This window comes from Frigoribacterium sp. AC759 (assembly GCF_979256015.1).
This window is the reverse complement of record NZ_CEEDMT010000007.1, coordinates 41,355-59,515: the sequence shown is the minus strand read 5'-3', so window position 1 is coordinate 59,515 and position 18,161 is coordinate 41,355. Positions and strand designations below refer to the sequence as shown.

The window sequence follows — 18,161 nt, the reverse complement described above, 5'->3', positions numbered from 1 at the left end:
GGGCGCTAACGTATTGATGACTCTCCCGTCTGGGACGCAGGGGATTCGAAAGCCAGCACCCGGATGACGGGCTGACGTGTTCGCCGAACGAAGAAGGTGCCGTGGGAAAGCTCATCTACGACCAGTCGCTGACGGTCGACTTCGATGACCGGACCTTGGCTCACCTGCAGGTCGTCATCGGCGTCAAGCTCCGCCGCGGGGAACCGTTCTACTTCTCCTGGAAGGACGACCAGCAGATCGGCGACGGGCGCACCTCGATCTGGCTGCACCCCACGATCCCTCTGGTGTTCAAGTTCTACGGAAGTCGTGTGCCCCAGATCAACCCGCGCTGGATCCGTGCCCTGGAGCTGACCGCGAACACCCACACGGGCTTGCACATCATCGACGAGGACACCGCCAACGGCACCGAGACGGGTGCACCATGAAGCGCGTCGACGTCCACTACGGCGGCTTCGCCTACACGATCCCGGACACCACCCTCGACGCGGTCCAAGCGCAGATCATGTCCGCGCTCCGCGACGGGGAGACGCTCTGGCTGACGGTCAACTACGGTTCGGGGTCCGTCCTCGCGACGGACCTGCTCATCACCTCGGGGACCCCTGTGGCCCTGGCTGAGATCGACGACGCCGAGTAGCGCCACCGTCGACCTGGACTCCGAGGTGTCCGCTCCGCTGCGACCGGGGCATCCCTCGGTGCAGGGGGCTGCGCTCGCGCCTCAGTCGTGGACCAGCGGGTCGTAGTCCACGACGGGTGGGTTGTGGTTCCACTCATCGATCTCCTCCTGGCTGCGCTCGAGGACCTCGAACCGAGCACCCATCTGGGGTGTCATGAGGACGGATACCTCGCCGTGGCCGATCGCGGTGAAATCGATGAACCGGGGCCCTGCGGAGGCGGCGGCGATGATCTCCCGCTTCAGGGTCGCGGTGTCCTGATCTTCGTCGAGGTGGAAGAACTGGCCGTCGATGCGCAATCTGGTGATTCTCATGGCGCCCTCAATGACTGCCTGGTTCGAGGTTCCTCGATCCACCGGGGTCCGGGTGAACGTGAGTCATCTGGACAGCCACTGACAGTGTCCGCTCCGTTGCTTGGCGCCAGATGGTGGTGGAATCGTCCACGGTCGTGACGACCGCCTCCCGGGGATCCCTGCCTGATGGGGTGTCGGTCTGCCGATGTCTGATAAGACAAGGGGCGATGCCACACGACGACCTGCCCCCTCCCCGCCCACCCGCTGCAGCTGCCCCTGGACTGTTCGCCGAGGACACCTCCTTGGAGTCCACCCGCCTCGGGGAGATCCTCCGCAAGGAGACCGTGGGCGGCATCGTCCTGGTCATCGCGGCGGTCGTCGCCGTCGTGTGGGCGAATTCGCCGCTGTCCGGCGCGTACTTCGCGCTTCGCGACTTCGAGTTCGGCCCCGCGGCTCTGGGTCTGCACCTGAGCGTGGGGGAGTGGGCCGCCGACGGGCTGCTGGCGATCTTCTTCTTCCTCGTCGGCCTGGAGCTCAAGCGGGAGTTCGTCGCCGGGGAGCTCCGGAGGATCAGCAAGGCCATCGTGCCGGTGGCCGCCGCGTTCGGCGGAGTCATCGTCCCCGCCCTGATCTTCACCGCCATCAACGCCGCCGACCCGGAGGCGGTGCGCGGGTGGGCGATCCCCACGGCGACCGACATCGCCTTCGCCGTCGCGGTCCTCGCGATCGTCGGCTCGAGACTTCCTGCTGCGCTGCGGATCTTCCTCCTGACCCTCGCGGTCGTGGACGACCTCATCGCCATCGGGATCATCGCCTTCGTCTACACCAGCGCCATCGAGGTCCTCCCCCTGGTGCTCGCGATCGTCCCGCTCGCCGCGTACGTGTTCCTGACGCAGAGGTTCCGCCGGTTCTTCGGCCTGCATCCCGCAGCGAACTGGTTCACCCTGCTGCCGGTGGCCGTCTCGGTGTGGGGTCTCATCCACGCCTCAGGCGTCCACGCCACCGTCGCCGGGGTCCTCCTCGGCTTCGCCGTCCCCGTCATCCGCAGCCAGGCCAGCGGCGGACCGGGCACCGGCCCCGGGCTCTCCGAGGTCTTCGAGCACCGCTTCCGGCCCATCTCCACCGGCTTCGCCGTCCCCGTCTTCGCGTTCTTCTCCGCCGGCGTCGCCTTCGGCGGCCTCGACGGACTGAGGACGGCGCTGTCCAGTCCGGTCACGATCGGCATCATCGCCGCTCTCGTCCTCGGCAAACCCATCGGCATCCTCGCCACGACGTGGATCACGACCCGCATCACCCGGGCCGAACTCGACCGGACGATCACCTGGATCGACCTCACCGGTGTCGCCCTCCTCGGGGGTATCGGCTTCACCGTATCCCTGCTCGTCGCGGAGCTGAGCTACGGGCTGGGCAGCGCTCACGACGACGACGCCAAAGTCGCCATCCTCATCGCGTCGGTCGTCGCCGCGGGCCTTGCGACGGCCGTTCTGAGGCCGCGCAACCGGCGCTACAAGCACCAGGACGCCTGACCTCCCGGGGCCGGGATCACCTCCGTATTCGGCCTCGGCCTCGCTGAACCGGCACCATGGACACATGGCTACGACAACACCTCCCTCTTCGGGGCCCACCGCCGACCATCCCGCGTCCCTCACGGAGACCGTCTCGACGACTCCGCAGCTGCGCCGCTGGGTCTTCTGGCCTGCGGCCGTCGTCGTGCTCGGCTTCGTCGCCTTCACTCTGATCGCGCCCGCATCGGCCGAGGCGCTGTTCCTCGGTCTGCAGAGCGGCATCGTCAAGAACTTCAGCTGGTACTACGTCCTGATCGCGGCGTTCTTCGTCGGCTTCAGCCTGTTCATCGGCTTCAGCCGGTTCGGCGGCATCAAGCTCGGCAAGGACAAAGACGAACCCGAGTTCTCCACCGGGTCGTGGTTCGCGCTCCTCTTCGCCGCGGGGATGGGTATCGGCCTCGTCTTCTACGGCGTCTCCGAGCCCCTCAGCCACTTCGCCTCTCCCCGCCCCGGTGTCACGGGCACCGAGGACCAGCTCGCACAGCAGGCCCTGACCCAGACGTTCCTGCACTGGGGGCTGCACGCCTGGGCCATCTACGTCGTCCTCGGCCTCGCCCTCGCCTACGCGATCCACCGCAGGGGCCGGCCGGTCTCCATCCGGTGGGCACTCGAGCCCCTCCTCGGCAACCGCGTCCGCGGCGGCTGGGGCAACCTGATCGACGTCATCGCCCTCGTCGGCACCCTGTTCGGTGTCGCGACCTCGCTCGGCCTCGGCGTCATCCAGATCGGCGCCGGCCTGGAGGCTGCCGGCATCGCCGAGAGCAGCATCGTGAGCCAGATCTCGATCATCGCCGTCATCACCGCGGTCACCATCGTGTCGCTCGTCACCGGCGTCACCAAGGGCATGAAGATCCTCTCGAACTTCAACCTGATCCTCGCCGCAGCCCTTCTGCTGTTCGTCCTGATCGTCGGTCCGACCCAGTTCCTGCTGCGCGACTTCGTGCAGTCGATCGGCGCCTACCTGCAGAACGTCGTCGGTCTGTCGTTCAACGTGACCGCCCAGCAGGGTGCCGCCGGCGAGGAGTGGCAGGGCGCCTGGACCACCTTCTACTGGGGTTGGTGGATGTCGTGGGCGCCGTTCGTCGGCATCTTCATCGCCCGCATCTCCAAGGGCCGCACGGTCCGCCAGTTCGTGTTCGGCGTGCTGCTCGTCCCGACGGCGCTGACGTTCCTCTGGTTCGCCGTCCTCGGCGGCGCCGCGATCCACCAGCAGACCGACGGCGCCGGCGGCCTCGTCGGCGCCGACGGCTCGGTCGACGTCGAGGGGTCGCTGTTCGCCCTGCTCGGCGGCCTGCCCGCCGGGACGGTCCTGACCTTCGGTGCGATCCTGCTCATCGGGGTGTTCTTCGTCACGTCGTCGGACTCCGGCTCGCTCGTCATGGCGATGATCGCGTCCGGCGGCGACATCGAGCCGAAGAACTGGCTGCGCGTGTTCTTCGCTCTGGTCGCCGCCCTGCTGGCTGTCGCGCTCCTCCTGACGGGTGGGCTCGACGCCCTGAAGACCGCGGCGATCACGACGGCGTTGCCGTTCAGCATCGTGCTGCTGCTGACGTGCTGGTCGACGATCATCGCCTTCAACCGCGAACGCCGCGCGTACGACAAGGCCGAACGCGACGTCCTCCTCGAGCACGTGGGCGCCTACTACGGCCTCGAGGTCGACGCGCCCGCGCAAGCGAGCAGCAAGGGCCTGGCCCGACCCTGGGAGGCGGTCAAGCGCCGTGTCCGAGGCACCCGTGGAGGCTCCGTCGCGGGCGCTGACGCGTCGGCCTCCGCGGTCGTCGCCGAACCGCTGTTGCGGGTCGACGTCGTGTCGCCCGACCCGGCCATCGACGGCCGCCTCGACGAGGGCGCACCCGGCACGACGGACCAGGACGACTCGACAGGGCGCTGACCCGTCCGTGTCGTCCCGACGGGCGTCGTCTCTTCGGAGACGGCGCCCGTCGGTCGTTCCCGGCCCGGGCGGCGTCGATGCGCTCTGCTGACTACGCTTCGGGGTGTCTTCTCCAGCCTCGGAGACCTGACAGGAAGCAGTCGCTCATGCGCACCGTCACACTCCGGCTCCGTGAGTCGTTCTGGTTCTTCCCCGCCGTCCTCGGGGTCTTCGCGATCGTCGTCGCACAGCTGCTCGTCGTCGTCGACCAGGAGATCGTCGATCGGGGCGCCTCGATCCCGATCCTCGACGCTCTCAGCGCCAGCGGGGGCCGTGCCATCCTGACGACGGTCGGGACGGCGATGCTCACCGTGGCGGGGACGTCGTTCTCCATCACCATCTCGGTCCTGGCGACGACGTCCTCGACGTACGGTCCGCGCCTGGTCCGCAACTTCATGGCCGACCGGGCCAACCAGTTCGTCCTGGCGGCTTTCACCTCCACCTTCCTCTACTCGATCGTCGTCCTCCGATCCGTCCACACGGCCATCGACGACGGCACGGCCTTCGTCCCCGTCGTCGCCATACACGTCGCCGTCGCCCTCGGGGTCGTCGATGTCGCCGTGCTCGTGTTCTTCATCCACCACATCGCGTCGAGCGTGCAGATCACCTCGCTGCAGAAGCAGGTGCAGGAGGACCTCGAGACCGCCGTGAGCCATGCGTATCGGTTCGACGGTGACAGCGACCGTGACGGTGACGGCGACGGGGTGAGCGTGCAGCCACAGCCCGACGGTGGCGTGGCGTGGTCCATCGTCGAGTCGCAGAGCGACGGGTACGTCCAATCCGTCGGATGGGAGCGGCTCGTGTCGTGGGCCCACGACCACGATCAGGTCGTCGAGATGACGGCCATGCCGGGAGACCATGTCATCGAGGGCGACTGTCTGCTCCGCATGGCCCCGCGTGACGGAGCGCATGGCCGTCCTGTGCCGGAGGCCGACGTCGACCGGCTCCGCAGGATGGTGACCCTCGGTGCGGCACGGACGCCGTTCCAGGACGTCGGCTTCGCGCTCCAGCAACTCGTCGAGATCGCCGTCCGCGGTCTCGCGAGCGGGACCAACGATCCGTACACGGCTGTCAGCGCACTCGACCTGTCGGCGACGGCCCTCGTGCCTCTGTGGGCCGGGCGGCGGGCCATCACCGCCTACCTCGACGAGGATGACGTCGCCCGTGTCCTGCCGCACTGGCCGGCGCCGGAACAGCTCGTCGACACGGTCTTCGACGGTGTCCTCACCTACGGGGTCGAGCACCCCATCGTCCTCGACGCGGCCCGTCGCCTCCTGGCCCGCCTCGGCGACGTCGCGTCAGGGCCCCGGGCCGTGCATCTCGGCGGCATCAGAACCAGGCTCGACCGGGTCTGAGCGGCGACCCGGGGTGGGCAGCCGACTGAAGACCGTCGGACGCATCGTGACAGCCGCCCCTGAGCATGTTCCCCCCGCGGCGTGCCAGTGTGGAGTGCATGCGTTTTCGTTCCAAGCCCCTCACCGTGACCGTGTCCGCTGCAGCGCTGGTCGTCATGCTGGCCGGCTGCACGCCCGACGCCTCGGAACCGTCTCCCGGCACGGAGACCGTGACCGCGACGGTGACGCCGACGCCGACGCCGACGTCCACGCCGACGCCTTCCGCAGCTCCCGCGCCACCGGCGACGTCGACAGCCGGCCCGGACGGTGAGTCCGGGGGCGGGGGCGATCTCGGCGACGGGACGATCGGGGCCGCCGCGGACCGGTGCACCGTCGACGAGCTGCAGGGCGCGATCGACGACGGAGGTGGCGGAGCTGCGGGCAGCTACGGCGTCGCTCTGATCCTCACGAACACCGGCGACCGCACCTGCGAGTTGCAGGGCTGGCCGGGAGTGTCGTTCGTAGGAGGCGGTGACGGCACCCAGCTCGGGGCCTCGGCGACTCTGGATCGGGCGTCGGAGCACCCGACCGTGCAGATCGCTCCCGGTGGGTACGCCCAAGCGATCCTGACCATGGTGCAGGCCGCGAACTACGATGCCGCCGAGTGCCAGCCGCAGCAGAGCGAGGGCTTCCGGGTCTACCCGCCCGGGTCGACGGCGTCTCTGTACATCGGAGCCGGCGGAGATCTCTTCACCGCCTGCACGTCCCCCAGCGTCCAGCAGCTCTCGGTGGGGGCGATCCAACCCGGCCCGTGAGCGCCAGACTTGAGTCTGCCTCGAAGCTGATGGTTGACTGAACCCCGAACGAGGGGATCATCATGAGAGACACGGCTGCACGATCAGGGTGGACGCGGTTCTGGGAACAGGGTCGGTGGTGGAAGGCGCTGATCCTCGCCGTCGGCTACCTCGCCATCTACGAACCCGCATCGCTCCTGATGGCACCGTTCGTGCCGTTCATCGGCGACGCCGGCTCCGCCAGCTACGTCCTCGTGCTCATCGTCGTCCCGGTCCTGATCGGCAGTCTCATCCTGATCGGCTTCGGTGCCAGCCTGGGCTGGCTGAGAGGTCTCTTCGCACGCCGGGGAGCTCCAGGTCGAGGCTGGATGTGGATCGCCGTCGCCGTCGTGCTGCTCTTCAACGTGCTGCGCTTCGCGAGCATCGACTACGAAGCCGCAGGCTTCGACTGGGTCGCCGCCTGGCTCCTGGCAGGACTGGTCATCGGCTTCTCCGAAGAATTGCTGACTCGTGGATACGTGGTCCGCATCATGCGTTCGGCCGGCCGTTCGGAGGTCGCCGTCGGGCTCGTCTCGGCGGCGTTGTTCTCGCTGTTGCATGCGACCAACCTCTTCACCGGTCAAGCGCTGATCCCCACGATGCTGCAGATGCTCTACACGTTCTTCTTCGGCCTCTGCATGTACCTCGCCTTGCGGGTGACCGGAACGATCATCGCTCCGATCCTGCTTCACGCGAGCACGGACCCGAGCATCTTCATGCAGGCCACGTACCCCCTGCAGGGCGGCCTCGGGTCCTTGGCTCAGCTCGGCAACATCGTCGTCGTCCTCGTCGGCGTCGTGCTGCTCGTCGTCTTCCTCGTGACGGAGCGCCGCGCGGCACGTCACGAGCAGCAGGTCGCCTAGCTCTCCACCTCGATCGACTGGTCCTCCGGGGCATCACGCGATCGCGCCCTGGAATCGGTTTCCGTCCTCCTCGTGATCGATCCGCAGGGCGGAGTCCTTCGGGAGCCGATCGCCGCGTGGTCAGGTACCGCCCGCAGGGTCAGGGGCGCCAGCCTCGCGACCGGGCTCGAACGGCCAGCGCGATGCCCTCGAGGGGGAAGACGAGGTAGCCGACCAGGACGACGACGTGGGCGCCGCCGAGGTCGGCCGAGGCCATCAGCGCCACGGCCGCCAGCGCGAGGAGGGCGACGCCCACGGGTGCGAGCCAGGCTGCGGTCTTCTCTCGGCGGGTCCAGGCTCTGGACCGGCTGACGAAGACGAGCCCCGCCAGAGCGCCCACGACGGGCACGAGCAGCGAGCCGGCGATGAGGACGACGACTGCGACGATCGAGAAGGTCCGGCCGGGAACCGGCGGATCCGCAGCGACGCCCGGGGCGTCGACCTGGACCTCGCTGCGGGCCTCGGCGGCGATGAACGCAGGGTCGCCGAGCTGATGGATGCGAGCGGCGGCGGCCACGGTGTCGAGACCCTCGAGCTCCTCCCTGATCCCCGCGAGGATGTCGTGGTGCAGTTGCGGGGGGAGCTGAGCGAGTTCGGTGTCGAGCTGCGCCAGGTAGGCCGTGGTGATCTCGGGCCTGGTGTCAGTCATGAGTGTCCTCTCCGATGAGTCGATGCACCGAGGCGGTGAAGGAGCCCCACTGGAGGCGGAACGCAGTCAGCTGACTGCGCCCCAGCGGAGTGAGGCGGTAGTACTTCCGGACTGGTCCCGTCGCCGACGGCTGATCGAACGCCGTGACGAGGCCCTGCGTCCGGAGGCGGCCGAGGAGGGGGTACAGCGTGCCTATGCTGGCGGCCAGGCCCGCTTGGACGAGCTGCTCGGAGAGCTGCCAGCCGTACATCGGCTCGCGATCCAGGAGCCCGAGGATGCAGTACTCGACGACGCCCTTCCGCAGTTGCGCACCGATGTCCACTGGCATGCGTCACAAGGTACCTTGCGGTGCAAGGTACATCAAGGCGGTGATGCCGGCTCACCCCAGCCGACCGATGCGTGCCACTGAGCCATCGGCCGCCGGTGCGGTCGGACCAGGGCTCCGCGGGGCTATCGGAGTCCGATGACGTCCATCACGTCGACGCTGTTCGCCCGAGCGACGTCGGCGCGGCATCGGTCGATGTCGTCTGCGAAGCGGAGCTGCTGGTAGCCGTTCACGGAGAAGTGGATGCTGTCCGCTGTGGGGTCGAGACCGTCGGACGGGGCCAGCCACACGTTCCAACCTGCGGTGTCGAGGCACGACGACACGGCCGAGATGTACGGTGCGGCCCCGTCGACTTCGCCTTTGGTCTGCGGAGGGAGCAGCGCCGATGCGGCCGCGACTCCCGTCACTCCGAGCACCGCGACGCCCGCGGCCATCGCCCCGCGGTGGAGTCGCCTCCGACCTCGTAGCTTCCGTGAGAGGGCGTGCTCGATCCGACCTGCGGCGGCATCGAGGTCGGTGTCGGACCAGTTCGTGTTCGTCATGTTCGCCCTGCTCTCAGTTCTCGTACTGCGTGCCGGTGGTGGCTGTGCGGAAGGAGCGCAGCCGGCCGCGGATGCGCTGGATGCGTTTGCGTGTCGCCGGTGGCGTCAGGCCGAGCGCGGCCGAGGCTTCGTCGTAGGAGAGTCCTTCGATGAAGCAGAGACGGACGAGCTCGCGGTCGTCCGGTGGGAGACCGTCGAGGGCCTCCTGCAGATATGCGAGCTCCTCCGCTGCCGCGCGTCGGTCTCGACCGCGTTCCCATTGGTGGAGGTGGTCCACCGTGTCGAGATCGCCGGCCTCCTGTCGGACGGCCCGACGGTTGGTCGCGACTGCGATGTGGCGCGTCGTCACGAGCAGCCACGGCAGCAGAGAACGTTCCGGGTCGAGATCCGCTCGACGGCGCCACGCCACGAGCAGGACCTCCTGGGCGACGTCCTCGACACTGCCGCGATCGGTCACCACCGAGGCTGCGTATCGGAGCACGCTCCTGACGTGCAGACGGGTCAGCGCCTCGAACGCATCGATGTCCCCGCCGCGCGCACGAGCCACCAGATCGTTCTCGGTCTCGCCCGGTGTCGATCGTCGTCTCATCGGTCGTCCTCACTTCCGCTCTCAGTAGTGAAGTGCCGGGTGGGGCAGTTCTGTGACCAGGCAGAACGGTTCTCCTCCGCTTCGGGCGGCCCGCTTGTCCATCACGCTCGATGCGCACGATACTGAAGTGCTCGCCGTCCGCGCCGGCAGGAGATCCCGGATCAGGGGTGCTCCAGCGGAACACCCCTGAGCGCGCTCTCCGTGTCGTACGGTCGATCCCATGGACAACAGGAGCGAGGTACGCGACTTCCTGACCACGAGGCGGGCCCGCGTGACCCCTGCGCAGGTCGAGCTGCCCGGTGGTCCGGGGCGGCGCGTGCCCGGTCTGCGGCGGGCCGAGGTGGCCATGCTCGCCGGCGTCAGCGTCGAGTACTACTCGCGCCTCGAACGCGGCGACCTCGGGGGAGCGTCCGAGGCTGTGCTCGAGGCGATCGGCGGCACGCTGCTGCTCGACGAGGCCGAGCGATCGCACCTGGCCGACCTCGCGCGCGCTGCGAACGAGTCGCCCGTCCGGGCTCGGTCGAGGTCGCGTGCGCGTCCCGCCGGCGTCTCGCGCGCCCTGCAGCTGGCCCTCGACTCCGTGGCCTCGGGGCCCGCGTTCGTCCGGAACGGACGGATGGACGTGCTGGGCGAGAACGCTCTCTTCCGGGCGCTCTACTCCGACCTCTACGCCCTCTCCGACCGGCCCGTCAACCTCGCCCGCTTCGTGTTCCTGCACCGCGAGCTGGCCGAGGCCTTCTACCCGTCGTGGTCGATCGCCGCCGACATCAACGTCGCGATCCTCCGGACCGAGGCCGGCCGCGACCCCCATGACAAGGCCCTGCACGACCTCGTCGGCGAGCTGTCGACCCGCAGCGACGAGTTCCGCACCCGGTGGGGCGCGCACGAGGTGCGGCATCACGCCTCGGGGAGCAAATCGTTCCGGCATCCCGTCGTCGGCGATCTCGACCTCGTCTACGCGGCCATGGAGCCGATGGGCGAGCCGGGGCTGAACTTCCTCATCTACAGCGCCGAGCCGGGTACGCCGACCGAGGAGCGCCTCCTTCTCCTCGCCAGCTGGGGCGCCGGCCCGGTCGATCCGCAGGCCCGAGAACCAGCAGGCCCCATCGACGCGCATCGCTCGCGAGACGACGCCCGACGAGAGGACAGCTCACGATGAGGTACGGACGACTCGGGACGACCGGCCTGCGGATCAGCCGCATCGGCCTCGGCTGCATGAGCTACGGCGATCCGACGCGGGGCCTGCACACCTGGACCCTCGACGAGGAGGCCTCCGCGCCCCTCTTCCGCCAGGCCGTCGAGCTCGGCGTCACCTTCTGGGACACCGCCAACGTGTACCAGCAGGGCACCGGCGAGGAGTACGTCGGCCGCGCCATCCGCGAGTACTCCCGCCGCGAGGACATCGTGCTCGCGACGAAGGTCAGCGGCCGGATGCACGACGGGCCCGGTGGGTCCGGGCTCTCGCGCAAGGCCATCCTCGAGCAGGTCGACGCGTCGCTCACCCGGCTCGGCACCGACCACATCGACCTCTACCAGGTGCACCGCTACGACGACGAGACCCCGGTCGAGGAGACGATGGAGGCGCTCCACGACCTCGTCCGGGCCGGGAAGGTCCGCTACACGGGCGCGTCGAGCATGTACGCGTGGCAGTTCGCCAAGATGCAGACCGCGGCCGTCGTGAACGGGTGGACGCCCTTCGCGTCGATGCAGGATCAGTACAACCTCCTCAAACGGGAGGAGGAGCGCGAGATGATCCCGCTCTGCGCCGACCTCGGCGTCGGGCTCGTGCCGTATTCGCCGCAGGGCAAGGGGCGGCTCACGCGCCCCCGCGACGTGACCACCGGCCGCTCGGCCGTCGACGAGGTCGCCAAGGCGTTCGACACCGACGCCGACGGCCCGATCATCGATGCCGTCGAGCGGGTCGCGGCCGAGCACGAGGTGCCGATGGCGCAGATCGCGGTCGCCTGGGTGCTCCGCAACCCCGTGGTCTCGGCCCCGATCGTCGGGGCCACGAAGCCGCACCACCTCGCCGACGCGGTCGCCGCCCTCGAGGTCGAGCTCAGCGACGACGACGTCCGCCGCCTCGAGGAGCGCTACGTGCCGCAGGCGCCCTTCTGGTGGTGACCGGTCGGTGACGGACGCTGGCCACGACGGCCGACGGCCGACGGCCGACGGGCGGACGCCGGACGGCCGGACGGCCCCGCACCCTGCCGGTCAGGCAGGGCACGGGGCCGTCGGGGGTGTGGGCGGGTGCCGGTCAGACGACCGGGCCGCCGCCGTCCTCGGTGGAGCGACGCGTGACGCGCTCACCGGTCACGGGGTCGACCGCCGAGCGCGAGGTCGAGGTGACCTGGCGCCGACGAGTCAGGAACACGATGCCGAGGAGGGTGATGACGACCCCCGCGGCGATCAGGATGTAGCCGACCAGCTGGATGTCGATACCGGCCACCTGCAGGTCGAGTGCGAACGCGAGGATCGCGCCGATCACGATCAAGGCGATTCCGCCGCCGATGCTCATGGGTTCTCCTTCGTCACGCATCCTGCGAGTGCCGAACGGGCTCGTCCCGATCGACCGGATGCTGTCTGAGGCCCACGCTACGCACGAGACGGCCGCCGTGTTCCGCTCGCCCCCGACTGGGGGTGCCCGCCCGCCGGCCGGTGTCGCCCCGCCTGCGGGCCCCTGTCGCCCCGTTCGCCGCCCGGTGCCGCCCCGCCCGGCGGCTCGACCGGGTGCCCTCCCTCGCGCTACTGTCGTCTCACTCCGAGGCGAGCCCGACCCGACGGCCCTCGTTGAGCGACGACCGTCGCTCGTTTCCCGGTGGTGGGGCCGCGGTCGGCTCCCTCGGAGGCCCGCACCCGACGGCCGCTCACCCACGACGCCAGAAGATGGATTTGACGCCAGCAAAAAACCTGGCGTCGTGTCCGCATCCTGGCGCAGTGCCCGTGCCCCGCCTCTACCCGCGGTGCAGCAGCTCGAGCGTCGCGCGCAGCCCGGCGGCGTCCAGCTGCCCCGGCGCGCTCGACTCGCCCACCGTGCCGAAGGTCAGGCACGAGCCGAAGGCCTCGCCCGCCACGCGCGACACCGCGCCGAGCGGCCCCATCGACATGGTCACGGCCGGCACCAGCCCTGCCCCCGCCCTGAACTCGAGGGTCGCCGCGAGCAGCGTCAGCACGTCGTCCGCCGACCGCGGCATGGCGGCGAGCTTCACGATGTCGGCGCCGAGCTCCTGCTGCAGAAGCAGTCGCGAGACGATCTCGTCGCGCGTGGGCGTCGCGGCGAAGTCGTGCGACGACATGATGACCGGCACCCCTGCCGAGCGCGCGGCGTCGACGACGGACTCGAGCACGTCGGGCTGCGTGAACATCTCGACGTCGACGGCGTCCGCCGCGCCCGTGCCGATCAGGGCGCCGAGCAGCAGGCCGTAGTCGTCGGGGGTGATGTCGCGCTCGCCGCCCTCCTGCTTCGTGCGGAAGGTCGCGATCACCGGCACGTCGTCGGGCAGGGTCGCCCGGACGGCGACGAGGGCCGACATGGCCTGGGCGATGTCGTCGACCGCCGTGAGCCAGTCGACGCGCAGCTCGACGACGTCGTACGCCTCGCGGGGGAGTGCGGCGGCCGTGGCGACCAGCGCCTCCTCGGTGCGACCGGTCAGCGGCACGCAGACGGCGGGTCGGCCGTCGCCGAGCACGACCGACCGCAGGGTCACGGGGCGGGGGGTCGGGATCATGTCAGCGCCTTCCGTCGTCGGAGGTCGGGGCGGATTTCGAGGATGCCGAGGAGGCGCGGGTCGCCCCCGAGAGCGACCCCACCGCCCGACGCATCGCCTCACGCACCCGCGCCGCCTCGCGCGGTTCGTCGACCGCGGTCGTGGCGCCCCCGCCGTCGTGCCCGGCCCGCGCCTCGCCCTCGCCGCCGTCGGCGAAGAGCGCGACCTGCGAGATCGCTTGCTCGACGAGCATGTCGAGCCCGTTCAGCACGAGCCCCCCGGCGTCGGACCAGCGGGAGGAGGCGCGGGTCGGCCACGGCTCGTAGGCGACGTCGAACAGCAGGGAGGCCCCGTCGACCGGTGCGAGCGGGAGGTCGTCCGCCGCGCCTCCCGGGAGGGTGCTGATGACGAAGTCGAGAGGGCCGAGACCGGCGAGCGCCGTCAGAGGGTGGATCTCGAGGTCGACCCCGAGATCGGACGCGAGCGGCGCGAGCTCGCCGGCGCGACGGGGGTCGCGGACGAGCACGGCGACCGAGCGCACCCCGAGGCGCCAGGCGGCGGACAGCGCCGAGGCGGCCGTGGCGCCCCCGCCGAGCACGACCGCGGAGGTCGGCCGGGCGTCGTGCCGCAGGGCGACCGAGCGGACGATGCCGTCGACGTCGGTGTTGTGACCGTGCCGTCGCCCGTCGGCGTCGAGGACGACCGTGTTCGCGACGCCCAGCCGGCGGGCGAGCGGCGAGACGGTGTCGAGCAGCGGCAGCACCTCGCGCTTCAGCGGCATGGTGAGACTGAGGCCGCGCCAGCTCCGATCGAGGGAGGCGACGAAGCCGCCGAGCGCCCCCGAGGCGACCTCGACGCGGTCGTACTCGTAGGGCAGACCGAGGGCGTCGTAGGCGGCCCGGTGCAGCACGGGCGAGAGCGAGTGGGCGATGGGCGAACCGAGCACGGCGAGGCGGGTGCGGGGGGTGGTCACGCGGGCACCTCCGGGCTCGATCGGCGGACGCCTCAGCCTAGCGATCCCTCCCCAGACGCCCCTGCGTGAACAACACGTGACGTTCCTCGGCGGATCCTTGCCCGATTCCCAGCCGAAACCTAGGCTCTCGATGTCGACCCTCGTTCAGGGGAGTCGTCGGCCCCGACCGCCACGTACCAGGAGCACAGACGCCCATGCGCACAAGCCCCCCGTCCTCAGAGAACCGAAGCCAGGGAGGCGGTCGTCGCGTCCGCGGAGTCGCTCTCGTCGGCGTCACCGTCGCGGCGCTCGGTCTCGGCACGCTCGTCGCCGTCCCGGCCCAGGCGGCCACGACCACGATCGACATCCTCGGCATCAACGACTTCCACGGGCGTCTCGCCCAGGAGGCGAGCCCGACCGCCGGCGCAGCGGTCATGGCGGGCAAGGTCAACGAGTTCCGTGCCGCGAACCCGAACACGCTCTTCGTCTCGTCGGGCGACAACATCGGGGCCTCGACGTTCACGTCGTTCATCCAGGACGACGAGCCGACCCTCGACGCCCTCAACTCGATGGGGCTCGACGTCAGCACCCCGGGCAACCACGAGTTCGACAAGGGTCGCGCCGACTTCGACGACCGCGTCGTGCCGCGCAGCGACTTCCCCTACGTCAGCTCGAACATCCTCGACAGCGCGACCGGCGAGCCCGTGTACGACCCCTACTACGTCGAGGAGGTCGGCGGCGTGAAGGTCGGGTTCATCGGCGCCATCACCGAGCTGATGCCCGAGCTGGTCAGCCCGGCCGGCATCGAGGGGCTCGAGTTCGGCGACATCGTCGACTCGGTCAACCTGGCCGCCGCCGAGCTCACCGACGGGGTCGACGACGCCGACAACGGCGAGGCCGACGTGCTCGTGCTGCTCGTGCACGAGGGCAACGCGACCGCCGTCGAGGCCGACGCGACCGGTGACTCCGACTTCGCGGACATCGCGAAGAACGTCTCGCCCGAGGTGGACGCCATCCTCTCGGCGCACACCCACGCGACCTACGACTTCGAGAACATCGTGCCGACGGGCGGCACGAAGCCCCGTCCGATCGTCCAGACCGGCAGCTACGGCGCGAACCTCAGCCACCTCACCGTCACCTACGACGCCGCCACCGACGAGGCGTCGGTCACCGGCGCGCTGGTGCCCCTGTACCAGTCGGCGGCACCCGACCCCGCCGTGGCGAAGATCGTCTCCGACGCGGTCGCCGTGGCCGCCGTCGAGGGTCGCAAGCCCGTCGGCACGATCACGGCCGACGTCCTCCGGGCCAAGCAGCTCGACGGCAGTGAGAACCGCGGCGGCGAGTCCACCCTCGGCAACCTCGTCGCCGACGCCCAGCTCGCCGCGACCGTCGAGAACGGCGCGCAGATCGCGTTCATGAACCCGGGCGGTCTCCGCGCCGACCTCAAGTACGCCTCGAGCGGCGACGCGACGATCGACCCCGACGGCCGCGTGACCTTCCAGGAGGCCGCCGCCGTCCAGCCCTTCGCCAACACCCTCGTCGTCTCGACGCTGACCGGTGCGCAGATCCGTCGCACGCTCGAGCAGCAGTGGCAGCCCGCGGGCTCGTCGCGGCCGTTCCTCAAGCTCGGCGTCTCGAAGGGCCTCAGCTACACGTACGACCCGACGGCCGCCGCCGGCTCGCGCATCGGTCAGATCCTGTTCCAGGGTCAGCCGCTCGACGAGACCGCTAGCTACAAGGTGACCGTCAACTCGTTCCTCGCCTCGGGCGGCGACAATTTCACCGCCCTGAACGGCGCCTCGGCGAAGGCCGACAGCGGCAAGGTCGACCTGCAGAGCCAGGTCGACTACTTCGCGGCGAACCCCGTCGTCTCGCCCGACCTCGCGCAGCGCTCCGTCGGCGTCACCGTCCCGGCCGCGCCCGAGGGCGGCTTCGCCCCCGGCGACACCGTGTCGCTCGGTCTCTCGTCGCTGCTGTTCAGCAACGGCGGCCCCACCACGGGCACCGTCACGGCGGCGTTCGACGGCACGCGGGTCGGGTCGGCCCCCATCGACGGCACCGTGGTGACCGGCACCGACGAGCAGGGCCGCGCCACGCTCGAGGTGACCGTGCCCGAGGGGCTCGAGGCGGGCACCCGCCAGCTGACGATCTCGGTCGAGGGCACGAGCACGACCGCGACCGTCCCGCTCGAGATCGCCGCGCCTCCTGCCGTCCCGATCGAGTCGGTCACGGCGCCCCGCATCACGGGCGACGCGGTGGTCGGCCGCACGCTCCGCACAGACGGAGGCGCGTGGAGCGTCGACGGCGTGACCCGCGCCTACCAGTGGACCCGCGACGGCGCGCCCATCGCCGGCGCCACCGGCGACCGGTACCGTCTCGTCGCGGCCGACGCCGGCCGCTCGATCGCGGTCACGGTCACCGCGACCGCCGAGGGCAGCACCGAGGCCTCGGCGAGCTCGTCGGCGGTCACGGTCGACAAGCTGTCGTCGCGGGTCCGCGGCGGCGCCTCGGCCCTGCTGACCACCTCGCGTTCGCCGGTCAGCTACACGGCCACGGTCACCGGCGCGGTCACCCCGACCGGCACCGTCGCCGTGCGCGACAACGGCCGCACGGTCGGCACCGCCACCGTCGGCCCCGATGGCAAGGCGACCGTCCAGGTCGGCAAGCTCGGCCGCGGCATCCACCTGCTGACCAGCGAGTACAGCGGCGACGCGGCGCTCGACGGCTCGGCCGGCGGGCTCGCGGTCGTGATCGTCCTGTTCTAGCAGCAGTCATCGGCCCGACGGCCCGTGTCGTGCGTCCCTCGCGGGCGTCGACGCGGGCCGTCTCGGCGTCCGGACGGCGGGCCGCCGGGTCGCGCGGGGGACTGTCGGGGGCGCCCCTTACCCTCTAGTCGTGACCGTCGCCTACCACCGCATGTTCCGCGCACTGCCGACGTACCGCTGGTACCGGCCCGTGCTGGCCGCCGTGCTGGCGGTCGCCTTCTATGTCGTCCTCTCGAACGCCTTCGTGCTCGCCGCGACGGCCGTGCTGCGGATCGTGGCCGGGGCCGACGCGGTGGGTCGCGTGTACCGGGCGCTGCAGGCCGATCCGCTCGACGCCTCCGAGCCCCTCGTCATGCTGCTGACGCTCGGGTCGATCGTCATGATGCTGCCGTCGGTGCTGCTCGCGACCCGCGCGGCGGGGCTCGGCGGGCCGGGGCGCCTCTCGAGCGTCGCGGGGCGCCTGCGCTGGGGCTGGTTGGCCCGCTGTCTCGTGCCGGCCGCCGTGTTCATGGGGCTGACGGTGCTGCTGAGCTCGTTCGCCGTGCCTCTGCTGACCGGCGCGTCGATCGGTCTCGGGCCCGTGACGACCCCGCCTGAGGCGCTCGTCTGGTCGCTGGTGGTCATCGTGCTGCTGGTGCCGCTGCAGGCGACGGCCGAAGAGTACGCGTTCCGCGGGTTCGCGATGCAGGCCCTCGGCTCGTGGATCGCCTGGCCCGCGGTCGCGATCGTGCTGCCGACCATCGCGTTCGCCGCCGCACACGCGTACAACCCGTGGGGGCTCGCCGACGTCGCCGTCTTCGGGGTGGCCGCGGCCTGGCTCACCTGGCGGACGGGCGGGCTCGAGGCCGCCATCGTCGCCCATGTGCTCAACAACGTCGTGCTGTTCGTGCTGCTGGCGCCGTTCGCGGGCACCCCGTCGAGCGACGGCAGCCCGCTGGGCCTCGCGGTCACCGTCGTCACGACGCCGCTGTACGTGTGGCTCGTCGTGCGGGCGTTCGACGCGGCGGGGCTCGATCGGTCCTCCCCAGACGGTCTCGTCGGGGTGGTTCCCACCAGGAGGCACGGGGCCGACGAGCCTGTCGGTCGCGCCTCTTAGACTCGCCT

19 protein-coding genes are annotated in these 18,161 nt (G+C 70.5%); 11 read left to right on the top strand and 8 right to left on the bottom strand.

Annotated features, from left to right (window positions below):
• The first annotated feature begins 101 nt into the window (after positions 1-101).
• Together ACZ6JE_RS07910 and ACZ6JE_RS07905 are read left to right on the top strand one after the other, a co-directional pair.
• Entirely contained in the window at positions 102-425 is a 324-nt protein-coding gene (locus ACZ6JE_RS07910; RefSeq protein WP_192060817.1) for a DUF7882 family protein, read from the top strand.
• A complete protein-coding gene (locus ACZ6JE_RS07905; RefSeq protein WP_192060816.1) occupies positions 422-634 on the top strand; it encodes a hypothetical protein in 213 nt (70 codons plus the stop codon). Before ACZ6JE_RS07910 ends, ACZ6JE_RS07905 begins: the two co-directional genes overlap by 4 nt.
• Positions 635-715: 81 nt before the next feature.
• On the opposite strand, the gene ACZ6JE_RS07900 is transcribed toward ACZ6JE_RS07905, so the two are convergent.
• The gene (locus ACZ6JE_RS07900) at positions 716-985 is read right to left on the bottom strand and encodes a hypothetical protein (RefSeq protein WP_192060815.1); all 270 of its coding nucleotides are present in this window, start codon (positions 983-985) and stop codon (positions 716-718) included.
• A 206-nt stretch (positions 986-1,191) separates the two neighbouring features.
• Here ACZ6JE_RS07900 and nhaA point away from each other — a divergent pair, with 206 nt between their 5' ends.
• The 5 genes from nhaA to ACZ6JE_RS07875 all read left to right on the top strand — a co-directional run bounded on the left by nhaA (position 1,192) and on the right by ACZ6JE_RS07875 (position 7,489).
• Positions 1,192-2,490 carry a Na+/H+ antiporter NhaA gene (gene nhaA / locus ACZ6JE_RS07895; protein WP_464318635.1) on the top strand — a complete coding sequence of 433 codons (1,299 nt, stop codon included), beginning with the start codon at positions 1,192-1,194 and terminating at the stop codon, positions 2,488-2,490.
• Between the two features lie 64 nt (positions 2,491-2,554).
• Complete coding sequence (locus tag ACZ6JE_RS07890; RefSeq protein ID WP_243215289.1) at positions 2,555-4,420, top strand: BCCT family transporter; 1,866 nt, start codon at positions 2,555-2,557, stop codon at positions 4,418-4,420.
• Positions 4,421-4,566: 146 nt separating this feature from the next.
• A complete protein-coding gene (locus ACZ6JE_RS07885) occupies positions 4,567-5,814 on the top strand; it encodes a DUF2254 domain-containing protein (RefSeq protein ID WP_464318634.1) in 1,248 nt (415 codons plus the stop codon).
• Between the two features lie 98 nt (positions 5,815-5,912).
• The gene (locus ACZ6JE_RS07880; RefSeq protein ID WP_464318633.1) at positions 5,913-6,608 is read left to right on the top strand and encodes a DUF4232 domain-containing protein; all 696 of its coding nucleotides are present in this window, start codon (positions 5,913-5,915) and stop codon (positions 6,606-6,608) included.
• A 62-nt stretch (positions 6,609-6,670) separates the two neighbouring features.
• On the top strand, positions 6,671-7,489 hold the full coding sequence (locus tag ACZ6JE_RS07875) for a lysostaphin resistance A-like protein (protein ID WP_464318632.1): 819 nt from the start codon (positions 6,671-6,673) through the stop codon (positions 7,487-7,489).
• Between the two features lie 139 nt (positions 7,490-7,628).
• On the opposite strand, the gene ACZ6JE_RS07870 is transcribed toward ACZ6JE_RS07875, so the two are convergent.
• From ACZ6JE_RS07870 to ACZ6JE_RS07855, 4 genes are all read right to left on the bottom strand, one after another.
• Positions 7,629-8,177 carry an HAAS signaling domain-containing protein gene (locus ACZ6JE_RS07870; RefSeq protein ID WP_464318631.1) on the bottom strand — a complete coding sequence of 183 codons (549 nt, stop codon included), beginning with the start codon at positions 8,175-8,177 and terminating at the stop codon, positions 7,629-7,631.
• Positions 8,170-8,505, bottom strand: coding sequence for a PadR family transcriptional regulator (locus tag ACZ6JE_RS07865; RefSeq protein WP_320478350.1), 336 nt, complete (start codon positions 8,503-8,505; stop codon positions 8,170-8,172). Before ACZ6JE_RS07865 ends, ACZ6JE_RS07870 begins: the two co-directional genes overlap by 8 nt.
• Before the next feature lie 122 nt (positions 8,506-8,627).
• A complete protein-coding gene (locus tag ACZ6JE_RS07860) occupies positions 8,628-9,044 on the bottom strand; it encodes a hypothetical protein (protein WP_192060808.1) in 417 nt (138 codons plus the stop codon).
• A 13-nt stretch (positions 9,045-9,057) separates the two neighbouring features.
• Positions 9,058-9,633: an RNA polymerase sigma factor gene (locus ACZ6JE_RS07855; protein ID WP_192060807.1), complete on the bottom strand. Its 576-nt coding sequence runs from the start codon at positions 9,631-9,633 to the stop codon at positions 9,058-9,060.
• A 220-nt stretch (positions 9,634-9,853) separates the two neighbouring features.
• Between ACZ6JE_RS07855 and ACZ6JE_RS07850 the strand changes: the two genes are divergently transcribed.
• Together ACZ6JE_RS07850 and ACZ6JE_RS07845 are read left to right on the top strand one after the other, a co-directional pair.
• Positions 9,854-10,792 (top strand): helix-turn-helix transcriptional regulator, encoded by a 939-nt coding sequence (locus ACZ6JE_RS07850; protein ID WP_464318630.1) that lies wholly within the window; start codon positions 9,854-9,856, stop codon positions 10,790-10,792.
• Positions 10,789-11,757 (top strand): aldo/keto reductase, encoded by a 969-nt coding sequence (locus tag ACZ6JE_RS07845; RefSeq protein ID WP_464318629.1) that lies wholly within the window; start codon positions 10,789-10,791, stop codon positions 11,755-11,757. Before ACZ6JE_RS07850 ends, ACZ6JE_RS07845 begins: the two co-directional genes overlap by 4 nt.
• A gap of 133 nt (positions 11,758-11,890) precedes the next feature.
• On the opposite strand, the gene ACZ6JE_RS07840 is transcribed toward ACZ6JE_RS07845, so the two are convergent.
• The 3 genes from ACZ6JE_RS07840 to ACZ6JE_RS07830 form a co-directional block, all read right to left on the bottom strand.
• Positions 11,891-12,151, bottom strand: a complete 261-nt coding sequence (locus ACZ6JE_RS07840; protein ID WP_192060804.1) for a DUF6458 family protein — start codon at positions 12,149-12,151, stop codon at positions 11,891-11,893.
• A gap of 436 nt (positions 12,152-12,587) precedes the next feature.
• Complete coding sequence (gene aroD, locus ACZ6JE_RS07835; protein ID WP_464318628.1) at positions 12,588-13,361, bottom strand: type I 3-dehydroquinate dehydratase; 774 nt, start codon at positions 13,359-13,361, stop codon at positions 12,588-12,590.
• 1 nt (position 13,362) lies between these two features.
• Entirely contained in the window at positions 13,363-14,313 is a 951-nt protein-coding gene (locus tag ACZ6JE_RS07830; RefSeq protein WP_464318627.1) for a shikimate dehydrogenase, read from the bottom strand.
• Positions 14,314-14,507: 194 nt separating this feature from the next.
• Here ACZ6JE_RS07830 and ACZ6JE_RS07825 point away from each other — a divergent pair, with 194 nt between their 5' ends.
• Both ACZ6JE_RS07825 and ACZ6JE_RS07820 read left to right on the top strand, forming a co-directional pair.
• On the top strand, positions 14,508-17,057 hold the full coding sequence (locus ACZ6JE_RS07825) for a 5'-nucleotidase C-terminal domain-containing protein (RefSeq protein ID WP_464318626.1): 2,550 nt from the start codon (positions 14,508-14,510) through the stop codon (positions 17,055-17,057).
• Positions 17,058-17,187: 130 nt separating this feature from the next.
• Positions 17,188-18,153: a lysostaphin resistance A-like protein gene (locus ACZ6JE_RS07820; RefSeq protein WP_464318625.1), complete on the top strand. Its 966-nt coding sequence runs from the start codon at positions 17,188-17,190 to the stop codon at positions 18,151-18,153.
• Positions 18,154-18,161 lie beyond the last annotated feature (8 nt).